Below are 13,404 nucleotides of genomic sequence, written 5' to 3' on the forward strand. Positions count from 1 at the left end.
GCGGCGCCAGGCCCAACTCCACGCTGAACGCACCAGCGGTCAAGCGCGGGGGCGGGAGGGCGCCCCTTGCCAAGGTTATTCAGCGGTCGTCGCCGCCCGGTCCGCCCATGTCTTCCAGCATGTCTTCGTCAATGGCTGCCTGCACAGCTCCCAACGCGGCCTCCTTCTGTTTTGGTGTCACCTCTTCCTCCTGGTCCGGGGCCAGGCGCACCGTGACCTCGCGGTGGGCGAACTTGACACCTTCACGCGCGAAAAGTTCACGAATTTCTTGGTACACCCGCTTGCGGACGATCCACTGGTCGCCCGGCTTGGTCATGAATTTCACCCGGATGATCATTGCCGAGTCCTGCATCTCGATCACCCCCTGCGACTTCAGCGGCTGGATGAAGGTATGGCCGACAACCGGATCATCCATCAGCTTTTGCCCCAGCTTCTTGATCAGCTTCCTGACCTTCTCCACATCGGTGTCATAGGTCACCCGCAGCGGCAGTTTCATCATCACCCAGTCGCGGGAGTAATTGGTCAGCACCTTGATCTCGCCAAAGGGTATGGTGTGCAGCGCGCCCAAGTGATGGCGCAGCTGGAAGGAGCGGACGGAGATCTTTTCGACAGTGCCCTTCACATCGCCGATGTCGATGTATTCGCCTTTGCGGAAGGCATCATCAATCAGGAAGAATGCGCCCGAGAAGATATCCCGCACCAGCGTCTGCGAACCAAAGCCCACGGCCAGGCCAACCACACCGGCACCGGCAAAGAGCGGGCTGACGTTAATACCCAGTTCCAGCAGCAGGATGAGGGCGATCGACACCAGCACCACCGCCAGGATTGCACCGCGGAACAGCGGCAGCAGGGTCGCCAGCCGGCTGGCCCCTCCGGCACCGCCCTCATCGCCCAGTTCGGCCTCTGGAACATCCCCCACTTCTTCGTCGATCTTGCTGTCGATCCAAATCCGGAACAGGTGATAGACGATGTAGCCGATGAACAGGATCACAGTCACATCCACGACCCGCTCGGCGGCAGTAGTCTTGAGCCAGCTGGCGTCCGGTTTCCAGACAATTACCAGCGAATAAGCACCGACAACAAAGGCTAGGATGCCCGCAACCCTGCGCGCGAGATCCTCGTATGTAGCTATCGGGTGTTTTGTCTTGAGGGAGGCTCCTTCCTCCCCCTCCTCTTCCTCTGCTTCCGGAGCAGCGCTGTCCGGCTGCACTGCCTCAGTGTCAGCACCCGCCCCACCCGTATCCGGTGCTGCACTTTCCGCAGCAGCCGGCGCTGCCACCGCGGCTTGAACAGCGAGGCTGCGGCGGAAATACCTTTCGATCAAGTAATTTATCACTCCGTACACAACCAAGATCGTGGTCAGAACGAAGTAGCTGCCCGCCATCAACGGGATCGAAACTTCGTGCTCAAGTACCAGATCAAAGGCCAGCTTGAGCCAGCCGAAAACCATGTAGACCATCAGCACCGGCGCCCAGGCGACCGCCAGGAACCGCACCAGCCAGGAGCAGTCCTCAGGCGGGCGGCCAGCACGGATGGCATTGGAAATCGCCCGGCCGTTAACCAGCACCATCAACAGGTTGCCCAGCGTCCCCGCCAGTGCCAGAACGCCGTAGACCAGTGCATAGACATTGTAGTTAAGTCCGAAATCCCCGACCCAGGTCGCAAACAGCGTCGAGGAAATGTCGTATGTCGCCAGCAAGGACGCCCAGATATACAGCCGCTTGGCATCCCGGTCGGAAAATACCGGGATTCGGTATTGCGCCAGGAATGGTGACAGCACCATCCTCCACAGGTCCGATACGGTCCGTGCCAGAAAGTAGGCAGTGTAGATCGCTGTGACGGTAAACTCGATAGAGGGGTCGCCCGACGCACCGAAAACCAGATACGAAATCAAGGCTGCAAAGATCATCGCAAAGATGGTGGCCCCGACCCCCATCAGGAAGCGGTAGACCAGGAAAGGCATCTTTTCCTGATAGCCTTCGGGAGTTTCCCGGATCCGAGCGACCACAAACCTCTTTGCGATACGCTTGCCATAAATCTCCACCGACAGCCAGCGGCCGATCAGCAGGAACAGGACACTCCAACCCAGCACTTCTACGTAGGTCATGATACGTCCGTCAGGGCTGGTCTGTCGCAGGATGTACTGCATTTCGAAGACCGAATAGGGCAGCGCCTCCAGCCGGCTGTTCAGCTCTGCGCGAAACGCTGCGACCCTGGATTGCGCCTTCATCAAAGCTGACGGCTGCTCCATCGCGCCAGAGGCAGACTGATCCCCCTGCTGCTCACCCTCATGCGGCGCGTTCAGCAGCCGCCCGCTGCTGTCCACCACCAGAACGCTGACACCGCTTTCGGCTGCTTGCTCAATCGCCCGGGACAGTGTCTCTGCACTCCCTGCGTCACTTTCCTGCGCACTGGCGTGAGCTGTCAGCCCGAACCCCAGCAACAGGCAAAGCAGAAACCGAAACAGTGATTGCAGCATGACTGGCTATCCTTATGGAAACTTGAGCCGAATTAACCATCTGCCGGGGCGTTGCGCAAATAGCGCGCGTGCAAATAACCGTGCGCCTTGCAACAATGCCGCATGATTGCATGCGCTCCAGCTCCGGGCTATACAAATTCAGATATCTGCCTCCGGCAGAAAGCCGTGATGCCGCGGTCCGGCAGCTACCAGCCAAGCCGGAAGCGGTGAAAGCAAAAAACTGACCGCACCCAGCCGCACAAGGCCATCGGGCGCGCAAACTGAGGCGGAAGATGGCCGAGCATAATAGCACGCGCCCAGAGAAGAGCGGCAGGGCCAGCTGGCGCGCTCCTTCTGCCGCCGAAGCCTGCCTGGTGGCCGCCGCCGCCAAGCAGTCCTTCCGGGATTTCGTATGACGGACACAGGCATCACTCACTCCCCGGCTGAAGCTGCAAGGCGCGGTCCCCGGATCATGTTCTACAGCCACGACACATTCGGGCTGGGTCATTTGCGCCGGTCGCGGGCCCTTGCCGGCGCGATCACAGCTGCCAATCCCGACGCCTCAGCGCTGATCCTTACCGGTTCGCCTGTCGCAGGCCGGTTCTCCTTCCCCTCCCGGGTCGACCATGTGCGGCTGCCCGGTGTCATCAAGCGTTCCGACGGCTCCTACGCTTCGCGCACCATGGGCATGAGCATCGAGGAAACCGCAGAACTGCGTGCGGCCCTGATCCGCTCGACCGTCGAACAATATGACCCGGACGTGCTGGTCGCTGACAAGGAGCCCACAGGCTTTCGCGGCGAACTGATGCCGGCGCTTGACCTTCTGAAGACACGCGGGCGCTGCAAGATGGTTCTGGGGCTGCGCGACGTGCTTGATGAACCTGAAGTGCTGGCCGCCGAATGGGAGCGCAAGCACGCGGTCGAGGCCACCCGCGACTTCTATGACGAGATCTGGGTCTACGGGCCGCGTTCGGTCTACGACCCCACCGCCGGGCTGCCCTTCACGCCTGAAATGCAGGCGCGGATGCATTGGACCGGCTACCTGCGCCGCGATCTCGGCCAGGTCGGCGAACCGCCTGAGCAGCCTTACCTGCTGATCACCCCCGGCGGCGGCGGCGACGGCGAGATGATGGTGGACCTGGCGCTTGCCGCCTATGAAGCCGACCCGGAGCTCACCCCGCGCGCGGTGCTGGTCTACGGCCCCTTCCTGTCCGGCGAGACCCGCGAGGATTTCGAGGAGCGCGTGGCCCGCCTCGATGGCCGGGTCACCGCCGTTGGCTTTGAATCGCAGATCGAAACCCTGTTTGCCGGCGCCCAGGGCGTCGTCTGCATGGGCGGCTACAACACCTTCTGCGAAGTGCTGTCCTTTGACAAACCCGCGGTGATCGTGCCCCGCACCACGCCGCGGCTGGAGCAGTGGATCCGTGCCAGCCGGGCCGAGGAGATTGGCCTCACCACCATGCTGGATGAAAACAGGGACGGCTGGACCGCGCCAGCGCTTGCCAAGGCAATCCGTGCATTGGCAACCCAGCTTCCGCCCTCTTCCGCCGGCTCCGAGGGCCTGTTGGACGGGCTGGATTACGTGACCCGCCGGGTTGCTGCACTGCTTCAGGACAACCGTCAAGAGGCTGCTGAATGACCGCTGCCCGCCCACCCCTAGCGGTGGTGGTCAAGGGCTGGCCGCGCCTGTCCGAGACCTTCATCGCGCAGGAGCTGGTTGCTCTTGAGGCCGCTGGTCACGCTTTCGAGATCTGGTCGCTGCGCCACCCGACCGATATTAAACGCCACCCCTTGCACCTACAGCTGAAGGCGCGGGTGAACTACCTGCCCGAATACCTGTATGAGGAGCCAGACCGGGTCTGGCGCGCGCGCTGTATCGCACAGCAACTGCCCGGCTACGGCGAGGCCTACCGCATCTGGCGAGCTGACCTGCGCCGGGATCTGTCTCCGAACCGCATCCGGCGCTTTGGCCAAGCCTGCGTGCTGGCCGCAGAAATGCCGGATGAAGCCCTGGGTCTCTATGCGCATTTTCTGCACACGCCGTCCTCCGTGGCCCGCTATGCCGCAGTCATGCGAGGCCTTCCCTGGAGCTTTTCGGCCCATGCCAAGGACATCTGGACGTCGCCGGACTGGGAGATTCAGGAAAAGCTCTCTGCCGCCCATCACGGTGCTGCCTTTGGCGCCACATGCACCGGCTTTGGCGCCAAGCACTTGCAGGGAATGGCTGATAAACCAGACCGGGTCGATCTGGTTTATCACGGGCTGGACCTGACCCGTTTTCCTGCGCCGCCGGAACGGCGGCCGCGGCAGCCCAAGGATCCGGTTCACTTCATGTCAGTTGGCCGCTTAGTAGAGAAGAAGGGTTTTGACCGGCTGATAGCCGCCCTTGCGCTGCTTCCTGCAGGCTTGGACTGGCGCTGGACCCATATAGGCGGTGGGGGACTGGGTGAACTGCTGCAGGGAATGGCAGAGGACGCCGGGATCGCTCACCGCATCACGTGGCGCGGCGCCTGCGACCAGCCCGAAGTGATCGATGCCATGCGCAGCTCCGACCTGTTTGTGCTGCCCAGCAGAGTGGCGGCGGATGGCGACCGCGACGGTTTGCCAAACGTGCTGATGGAAGCTGCTTCGCAGGCTTTGCCAATCCTGTCGACCCCGGTTTCCGCGATCCCGGAGTTCATTGATCACGGTACCCATGGACTGCTGAGCGAAGACAGCCCGGAGGCGCTGGCCGAAAGCCTGCTCTACGCTGCCCGGCAGCCTCAAAAACTGACGCAAATGGCTGAAGCCGCGCTTGCGCGCTTGCGCACGGACTTTGGCATGGCCCCCGGCATTGCCCAGCTCTCCAAGCGGCTGACCGTGATGCTGCAGAGCAGATAAGCCCTATGCAGCCGGGAGCCGGAAAGCGGGTTGCCTTCTACGCCCCTATGAAGCCGCTACACCACCCCGTTCCCTCAGGCGACCGTGAGATGGCCCGTAATCTCGTGGATTTGGTGCGCAACAGCGGTGCGGATGTACGGCTGGCTTCGGACTTGAGGATCTTTGACAAACACGGCGACGCCAAGGTTCAGGCCGATCTTCAGCGGCAAGCTGATGCTGAAGCTGAAAGACTGATCCGCGGGATGCCGGAAACCGACCTTTGGATCACCTATCACAACTACTACAAGGCCCCGGACCTGATCGGCCCTGCCGTAGCCCGTGCCCGCGGCATACCGTATGTGCAAATTGAGTCCACCCGCGCCAAGAAGCGCCTGACTGGTCCTTGGGCTGAGTTCTCCAAAGCCGCCCATGCTGCCGCGGATGCCGCGGAAGCGGTATTCTACTTCACCGAGCAGGACCGTTTTGCGCTGGAACGTGACCGGAGAGGCAGTCAGACCCTGGCACATCTGCCGCCCTTCTTGCCGATTGAGAAGCTGCCCGCCGCATCCTCTCTGGACGGTCCGATGCTGACCACAGCTATGATGCGTGCAGGCGACAAACTTGCCTCTTACAGCATCATTGCCGAAATGCTCACCCTGCTGCCGGGCGATTGGCATCTCGATATTGCCGGTGACGGCCCGGCGCGGCCCGGAGTTGAGGCGCTAATGGCGCCCTTCGGAAGCAAGGTCCGTTTCCTCGGCCAGCTCAGCCGCTCGGAACTGGCGGCGGCCTACGCCAGGGCCGGCTTGTTTTTATGGCCCGGAGTGAACGAGGCCTTCGGCATGGTCTACCTGGAGGCACAGGCCCACGGCTTGCCGGTTGCCGCACAAGACCGCCCTGGCACTCGGGATGTGTTGCTCCCGGCCCCATACCCGGCCGCGGATGAAGGCGCGGAGGCTCTTGCATCCTTCACCGGTCAATTGCTTGCCAACCGCACGCTGCGCATCCAGACTGCCAGGAATGTCCGTGATTTCGTTGCCCAAAAGCACCTTGCACCCGCCGCTGCCCGGCGGTTCTGGGAAACTGTTCTGCCGCTGATGGACCCTTCTGCATGATCCGCCTCGCCCTCCTCCGCCATGGCCACACCGCATGGAACCGGGCCGGCCGCCTTCAGGGCCGCAGCGATATTCCTCTGGATGATCAGGCCCGCTCCGATCTGCGCGGTTACGCCCTGCCTGCGGATTGGCAGCTGGCCGAGCTCTGGTCCAGCCCGCTGGTGCGCGCAGCGGAAACAGCAGAACTGGTAGCAGGCCGCCCTCCGCGCACTGCGCCGCAACTGACTGAGATGAACTGGGGCGAATGGGAAGGGCTGCACGGCCTAGATCTGAAAGCAGATCCAGGCAGCGGCTACCGTGATATTGAAAATTGGGGCTGGAGCTACCGCCCGCCCGGAGGCGAGACCCCGGCTGAGGTCTGGTCCCGGATCGAGCCCTGGCTGACGGATCTGAAGCAGGACGCTGTGGCTGTTTGCCATATCGGCATCATGCGTATGATCCTGGCACGGGCTTATGGCTGGAACTTTGACGGCCCTGCCCCTTTCCGCATCAAGCGCAACCGGCTGTTTGTGGTGGAACTTGACGGCACACGCATCACTCCCTGGCTTGAACCCGTCCGGCTGTTACGCAGGGATGATCCATGAAAGTCCTGATTGCCGTTACACATTTACTGGGCACGGGGCACCTGTCGCGCGCGCTGACCTTGGCCCGGGCTTTCATCGCCGCAGGCCATAGGGTTCAGGTCGTCTCCGGCGGCTTTCCGGCGCCGCAGCTCAACGCTGAAGGGGTTGAACTGATCCAGCTGCCGCCGCTGCGCTCGGACGGAGTGAATTTCACCCGCCTGATGGCAGAGGATGGCGCGCTGGCAGATGAAGCCTATTCGACGCGCCGCCAATCGGCCCTCTGCGCAGCGCTGCGGGGCATGCAGCCTGACGTCTTGCTCACGGAACTCTACCCCTTTGGCCGCCGTTCCCTGCGTAAGGAGTTCCTCGCCCTACTGGAAGCGGCTCGCACGCTGCACCGGCGGCCGGTGATCCTATCCTCCATCCGCGACATCCTCGCCCCCCCTTCCAAGCCTGAAAAGGCGGAAAAGGCCGACGCTGTTATTGCGCAATATTTTGACGCAGTACTGGTCCACTCTGACCCCGCCGCCACCCGGCTCGAGGCCAGCTGGCCGGTCTCTGGCATGCTTGCAGAAAAGCTGCGCTATACCGGTTATGTGGCCCCCCCCGCCGCTGGCCCGCACCCAGAGCAGGCTGGCACTGGCGAAGTTCTGGTCAGCGCAGGCGGCGGCAGCGTTGGCACCCCACTCTACCGCACGGCTATGGAAGCTGCAAAACTGATGCCAGATACCGCCTGGCGGCTGCTGGTTGGCGGCTCGGATGCCGAGGCACGTATTGCGGAGTTCTCCAGCACCGGCTCCCCTGCCCTGCTGGAGCCTGCCCGCAAAGATTTCCGCCAGATGCTCTCCCACGCCGCCGCTTCTGTCAGCATGTGCGGCTACAACACCGCGCTGGATCTGTTGCAGGCCGGCACGCCTGCGGTGCTGATCCCCTTCGATGCCGGCAACGAGACCGAACAGGGCCTGCGCGCGGCCAGCCTGGCTCCACTGAATGGCATTGAAATCGTGAAAACTGCCGGGCTGACCCCCGAAGCGCTATGCGCTGCGGTCAAGGCGGCAATGCAGGCGCCGCCGCGGCCGGCAGGCGGTTTCAGGTTTGACGGAGCCGCCCGGAGCGTGGAGATTGCCGCAGAACTTGCGGGAGGGCGAGAATGACGGCGGATTGGAGCGGTCTGGACCGGGAACTGGAGCAATGGCAGGAGGCAGGGCGGACGCTGCCGCTGTGGTGGCGGGACGACGATGCGATGTCCCAATCTTCTGAACTCGAACGGTTAGCAGAGCTCTCAATAGACCTGGATCTGCCGGTGCATCTTGCGGTGATCCCCCAGGGCGCGACACCTGACTTGGCCCGCTTCATCGCAGAGCATCCGACACTGGTTCCGGTCGTTCACGGCTGGGCACACCAGAACCACGCGCCTGCAGGCGAGAAAAAGGCAGAATTCGGCGCCCACCGCCCGCTGGAGGAGCTGCTGGATGATGCGGAGCGCGGCCTGACTGCTTTGCAAAAATTGTTCGGCAGCAGCCTGAGGCCGATGTTTGTACCCCCCTGGAACCGGATTTCACCGGAAATGCTAACCTGGCTGGCAGGCGCCGGGTATACGGCGGTGTCCACCTTCAATCCGCGCAAAGCCGCCAAGCCTGCGTCCGGGCTGCTGCGTGTGAATACCCACCTTGACCCGATCGACTGGAAGGGAAGCCGCAGCCTGCTTCCGCCGGACCAGCTGATCACGCAGGTGGTGCGCCAGCTGCGCGACCGCCGCCTGGGCGACGCGGACAATGCCGAACCCTACGGGCTGCTCTCCCACCATCAGGTGCATGATGAGGCAATCTGGTCCTTCATCGCAGCGCTTGCGAAACGCTTGCTGGATGGCCCGGGCGAGGCCTGGATCTATGATGAAAGGATGTCCTGAATGAGCCGTCTGGATTCCATGCTGCGCCGCCTGACCGCCCAGCGTGACGGGCTGAACTGGGCCGCGGACCAGATCAGCCCGCTGACAGGCGACGTGCTGGACATGGGACTTGGAAACGGGCGCACCTATGATCACCTGCGCGAGATCCTGACCAGCCGCCGGATCTGGGTGATTGACCGGGTGCTGCAATGCCATCCGTCCTGCGTTCCGCCAGAAAAGGATTTTCTGCAAGGCGAAGCGAAGCCGATGCTGAAGCAACTTGCGGCGGATGGTCACAAAATCGCCCTGGCCCACTACGACTTCGGCTTTGGCGTCAAAGAAAGAGACGTGGCCGAAGCTGCCGCCCTCTCGCCAATAATTGCCCAAGTCATGGCACCTGGCGGGATCATCGTTTCCGGCCAGCCGCTAACAGGTTTTGAGGAATTGGACGGCCCCGCGGGCATACCGCCGGGACGCTACATGTTCTACCGGGCCGGCTGACACCACACCCGTCCGGCCTTTAATAGCGGGCAGCACGGGCCCGCCCCTGATGGGCGGCGTGCGCTTCACTCCCTTCTGCCCATTAGGGGTTAAGCCACGCGCAAGCCGCGCGACCAGACCCCGCGCAGGGCGGGCGTGCAAGCCTTGATGCCGAACCTGATCAGGTCAGCGCGCTTGCCAATCTCCAGCCGTCCGCGGTCGTCCAGCCCGACCGCAGCAGCCGGCGCATGTGTCACCGAGCCAAGACCCCGAGCCACATCGCCCCACAGCTCACCCAGCCTAACCGCGGCCATCAGCAGCGCTGCGGGCACATAGTCCGACGACAGGATATCCAGCAGCTCGAGCTCCGCCAGCTCATGCGCCGCTACATTGCCAGAGTGGGAACCGCCGCGGATCAGGTTAGGTGCTCCCATCATCACTTTGATATCATGGGCACGGCAGGCCTGCGCTGCCTCTACAGTTGTCGGGAACTCAGCCAAGCGGATACCGTGGCCTGCAGACACGGCCACCTGAGCCGCTGTGGTGTCGTCATGGCTTGCCAGAACTGCGCCGAACCGTTTGGCCGCTGTTACCGCTTCCGCTTCGTGCAAAGCGCCATAGGTCTCTTGCAGCTCCATCAGGTGCGCCACATGCTCCCGAAAGGCCGCATCATCAAAGCCGTGTTTGCCCTTCACATATTCCTCCAGCTTGGAGATATCGCGAAACTGGCGCTGACCCGGCGTATGATCCATGAGCGAGACCAAACCGACACGGTCTTCCTCTCCGAAGGCATTCAGTTCATCTACCAGGGTGTCCGTGCAAACTTCTGCCCGAAGATGCAGGAAGTGAGAGATTTTCAATGCGTCCGCTGCCCGCAGCTCCAGCAGTTCCGAGGCAAGCTGCCGGGCATAAGCGCCATAGCGGCTTTCCCGCCGGCTGATTGAGCCCACACGCATGGCATCAAACACCGTGGTGATGCCGGTGCCTGCCAGTTCCGCATCATGGGCAATGATTGCGCTCGCATGCGGCCAGTCCACCTTGGGACGAGGCTGAATGTGGCGCTCCAGGTTGTCCGTGTGCAGTTCCACCAGCCCGGGGCTCACATAATCGCCCTCGCAGTCCATTGCTCCTGCCGGAATTGAGCCGCCATCCGCGATGTCTGCGATCTCACCACCGCAGATCTTCACACTACCGGTCCGGACCTCACCCGGCAGCACCAGAGTGGCATTGGCAAGGATCATCTCTTCTGTCATCTGAACTTCACATCTTTCGAACTATGGAAGGCCACGTTTAGGAGGCCAATGTGACATTCACGCGATACGCGATCTATTACGCCCCTCCCGCTGATGCGGAATGGAGCCGGTTTGCAGCCAGCTGGCTTGGCTGGGACATGGAAACGGGTACCATGGTGCCGCACCCGAACGTGGCTGAACTGAACATTGGCGCAATCACGGATGTGCCGCGAAAATACGGTCTGCATGCGACGATGAAGCCGCCGATGCGTCTGGCAGAAGGGCAGACTCAGGCAGCGCTTGAAGCCGCCTGCGAAGCCTTCGCCTCTTCGCAAAAGCCCGTCAGTCTTGATGGCCTTCACTTGGCCCGTCTGGGCCGTTTTCTCGCCTTGTGCCCCACCGGGGAGCACAGCGCGCTGATTGCCCTGGCCGCGGCCTGTGTAACCGAATTCGACTCCTTCCGTGCCCCAGCACCTGCAGCCGAACTGGACCGCCGCCGCGCCACGGGCCTGACGCCGGAGCAGGACGAGAACCTCAGCCGCTGGGGCTATCCTTATGTCCTGGACCAGTTCCGCTTTCACATCACGCTTACCGGAAAACTGCCCAAACCGGAACTGCCGGCAGTGGAGGGAGCACTGAACAAGCATTTGATCCCGCTGCTGCCCGCCCCCTTGGAAATCCGAGATCTGGCACTGATGGGCGAAGCACCGGACGGAAGATTTCACCTGATTCAACGCTACGCCCTCTCTGGCTGAATCACCGCCAGCGCGCTGTTCACCGCGGCGCTGAGCGCGCCGCTGTTGTCAATTACATGAACTCTGCGCAATTCTGCCGGCAACGGATATTCCGCGCGGGCAAGACGGCGCCGCACCTCAGCCGCGCCCTCCCGCCCTCGGGCTGCGAGCCGCTCAGCCAGCACCTCAGGGCGTGCCGTCACTGACAGTACGATGAAATCGCCGAACACCTCCTGCGCCTCCAGCAGCACCGCGCGGGACAGGTTCACCAGCACCCCGCCCGCGCTCGCGCGCAACGTTTCGATGTCCCGCGAAATGCCGTAGTGCAGCCCATGTGCCTGCCAATGCAGCGAAAAAACACCGCTTTTGGCAAGGGCGGAAAATTCGGCTTCCGATACTGCCTGATAGTCTTCCCCTCCCGCCTCAGGCGCGCGGGTGATCACCCGCCGCATCAAGCGCAGATGAGGGCCGGAGACCGCCAGGGCAGACATCAGGCTGTCCTTGCCAACTCCGGACGGCCCGACCACTGCAATGACCGAGCCTCTCCTGACCGCCGCACTCATGCCGCCGCCTTGGGGGAAAATGCGGAGACGTCCACGAACCGGTCGCAAACCTGTTGGCGCGCAGCCTCATCGTGGAAAATACCGATGATGGCCGCTCCACGTGATTTTGCAGCTTCAATCAGCCCCAGAACGGTAGCCCGGTTCCGGGCATCCAGGCTGGCCGTCGGTTCATCCAGCAGCATCGCGGGGTAGTCATAGGCAAAACCGCGCGCGATGTTCACCCGCTGCTGTTCACCGCCAGAGAAAGTTGTGGGGCTGAGCCCCCACAGCCGTTCAGGGATATTGAGCTGCTCTAGCAGCGCGGCAGCCTTGTCTCGCGCCTGATCCAGCGGTGTGCCTGCGGCCAGCAGCGGCTCTGCCACCACATCCAGGGTCGGCACCCGCGGCACTACCCGCAGGAACTGGCTGACATAACCCAGTGTCTCGCGGCGCAGTGCCAGTATATCGCGCGGCTTGGCCTTGGCGACATCGACAGTGCCAACCAGGACGCTGCCGGAGGCTGCCAGATAGTTGCCGTAGATCACCCGCATCAGGGTAGACTTGCCCGCCCCGGAAGCCCCGGTCAGGCCGACACATTCGCCGGGCTTCACGCTCAGGCTGGCGTTTTCCATCACCGGGATCACCGCGCTGCCCTGATTGTGCAGGGTAAAGCTCTTGCTCACATTGTTCAGTTCAATCATCGCCCTGCCCTCAGGCTTGCAGCACGCTGGAAACCAGCAACTGGGTATAGTCATGCTGGGGATCGTCCAGCACCTGATCGGTCAGCCCGGTTTCCACTACGTGGCCATCCTTCATCACCATCAGCCGGTCCGCCAGCAGGCGCACGACAGCCAGATCATGCGTTACGATTATGGCGCTCAACCCCATTTTACGCACCAGGCCGCGCAACAGGTCCAGCAAACGCGCCTGAACCGATACATCAAGGCCACCGGTCGGCTCATCCATGAAGACAAGCCGCGGGGCGGTCACTAGGTTGCGGGCAATCTGCAGGCGCTGCTGCATACCGCCGGAGAAGGCCGATGGGCGGTCGTCGATACGGTTTTCGTTGATCTCGACACGCCCCAGCCAATCAGCCGCCCGTTCGCGGATCGCGCCAAAGTGGCGGTCCCCTACAGCCATCAGCCGCTCGCCGATATTGCCGCCCGCCGAAACCGACATGCGCAAGCCATCCCGGGCATGCTGATGCACAAAGGCCCAATCGGTCCGGCTCAGCATCCGGAGTTCCGGTTCGGACATGGTGACGGTATCCACCGGCCCGTTGGCACGGGTGTCAAAGATCACCTCGCCCCGGTCCGGGGTCAAATGGCCTGCGAGGCTGTTCAGCAGAGTCGACTTTCCCGATCCGCTCTCGCCCACGATCCCCATCACCTCACCGGGATACAGGTCAAAACTCACATTCGCACAGCCGATCCGCGCGCCATACATCTTGGCTACATTCTTCACTTGCAGCAAAGGGGTCATCATTTGCCCTCCGCGCCAAGAATTTTAGAAAATTCTTGGCAAAATTTTTCG

13 protein-coding genes are annotated in these 13,404 nt (G+C 62.5%); 8 read left to right on the forward strand and 5 right to left on the reverse strand.

The genetic code is table 11. The features are described from left to right. Positions 1 to 79: 79 nt before the first annotated feature. On the reverse strand, positions 80 to 2,479 hold the full coding sequence (locus tag AC58NV_RS11300) for a mechanosensitive ion channel family protein (RefSeq protein ID WP_497227213.1): 2,400 nt from the start codon (positions 2,477 to 2,479) through the stop codon (positions 80 to 82). A 391-nt stretch (positions 2,480 to 2,870) separates the two neighbouring features. On the opposite strand from AC58NV_RS11300, the gene AC58NV_RS11305 reads away from it, so the two are divergent. Genes AC58NV_RS11305 through AC58NV_RS11335 form a run of 7 tightly spaced genes read left to right on the forward strand, consistent with a single transcriptional unit; the run spans position 2,871 to position 9,384 of the window. Beyond that, positions 2,871 to 4,097, forward strand: coding sequence for a glycosyltransferase family protein (locus AC58NV_RS11305; RefSeq protein ID WP_497227214.1), 1,227 nt, complete (start codon positions 2,871 to 2,873; stop codon positions 4,095 to 4,097). Then, positions 4,094 to 5,338: a glycosyltransferase family 4 protein gene (locus tag AC58NV_RS11310; protein WP_497227215.1), complete on the forward strand. Its 1,245-nt coding sequence runs from the start codon at positions 4,094 to 4,096 to the stop codon at positions 5,336 to 5,338. The genes AC58NV_RS11305 and AC58NV_RS11310 overlap by 4 nt, the downstream gene beginning before the upstream one ends. A gap of 5 nt (positions 5,339 to 5,343) precedes the next feature. Next, positions 5,344 to 6,432 carry a glycosyltransferase family 4 protein gene (locus AC58NV_RS11315; protein ID WP_497227216.1) on the forward strand — a complete coding sequence of 363 codons (1,089 nt, stop codon included), beginning with the start codon at positions 5,344 to 5,346 and terminating at the stop codon, positions 6,430 to 6,432. After that, positions 6,429 to 7,016, forward strand: coding sequence for a histidine phosphatase family protein (locus tag AC58NV_RS11320; protein WP_497227217.1), 588 nt, complete (start codon positions 6,429 to 6,431; stop codon positions 7,014 to 7,016). The genes AC58NV_RS11315 and AC58NV_RS11320 overlap by 4 nt, the downstream gene beginning before the upstream one ends. Then, the gene (locus AC58NV_RS11325; protein WP_497227218.1) at positions 7,013 to 8,149 is read left to right on the forward strand and encodes a glycosyltransferase family protein; all 1,137 of its coding nucleotides are present in this window, start codon (positions 7,013 to 7,015) and stop codon (positions 8,147 to 8,149) included. Before AC58NV_RS11320 ends, AC58NV_RS11325 begins: the two co-directional genes overlap by 4 nt. Beyond that, positions 8,146 to 8,904, forward strand: a complete 759-nt coding sequence (locus AC58NV_RS11330; protein ID WP_497227219.1) for a polysaccharide deacetylase family protein — start codon at positions 8,146 to 8,148, stop codon at positions 8,902 to 8,904. Before AC58NV_RS11325 ends, AC58NV_RS11330 begins: the two co-directional genes overlap by 4 nt. Continuing rightward, complete coding sequence (locus AC58NV_RS11335) at positions 8,905 to 9,384, forward strand: class I SAM-dependent methyltransferase (RefSeq protein ID WP_497227220.1); 480 nt, start codon at positions 8,905 to 8,907, stop codon at positions 9,382 to 9,384. Positions 9,385 to 9,473: 89 nt separating this feature from the next. Here AC58NV_RS11335 and AC58NV_RS11340 read toward each other — a convergent pair whose 3' ends face one another. Next, a complete protein-coding gene (locus AC58NV_RS11340) occupies positions 9,474 to 10,616 on the reverse strand; it encodes an alpha-D-ribose 1-methylphosphonate 5-triphosphate diphosphatase (protein WP_497227221.1) in 1,143 nt (380 codons plus the stop codon). Positions 10,617 to 10,666: 50 nt separating this feature from the next. Here AC58NV_RS11340 and AC58NV_RS11345 point away from each other — a divergent pair, with 50 nt between their 5' ends. After that, positions 10,667 to 11,350 (forward strand): DUF1045 domain-containing protein, encoded by a 684-nt coding sequence (locus AC58NV_RS11345; RefSeq protein ID WP_497227222.1) that lies wholly within the window; start codon positions 10,667 to 10,669, stop codon positions 11,348 to 11,350. Here AC58NV_RS11345 and phnN read toward each other — a convergent pair. Genes phnN through phnK form a run of 3 tightly spaced genes read right to left on the reverse strand, consistent with a single transcriptional unit; the run spans position 11,332 to position 13,353 of the window. Further along, positions 11,332 to 11,892, reverse strand: a complete 561-nt coding sequence (gene phnN / locus AC58NV_RS11350) for a phosphonate metabolism protein/1,5-bisphosphokinase (PRPP-forming) PhnN (protein ID WP_497227223.1) — start codon at positions 11,890 to 11,892, stop codon at positions 11,332 to 11,334. The genes AC58NV_RS11345 and phnN overlap by 19 nt on opposite strands. Beyond that, positions 11,889 to 12,572: a phosphonate C-P lyase system protein PhnL gene (phnL, locus tag AC58NV_RS11355; protein WP_497227224.1), complete on the reverse strand. Its 684-nt coding sequence runs from the start codon at positions 12,570 to 12,572 to the stop codon at positions 11,889 to 11,891. Before phnL ends, phnN begins: the two co-directional genes overlap by 4 nt. 10 nt (positions 12,573 to 12,582) lie before the next feature. Further along, complete coding sequence (phnK, locus tag AC58NV_RS11360; protein WP_497227652.1) at positions 12,583 to 13,353, reverse strand: phosphonate C-P lyase system protein PhnK; 771 nt, start codon at positions 13,351 to 13,353, stop codon at positions 12,583 to 12,585. Positions 13,354 to 13,404: the final 51 nt, after the last annotated feature.

This window comes from Leisingera sp. ANG49 (assembly GCF_059694505.1).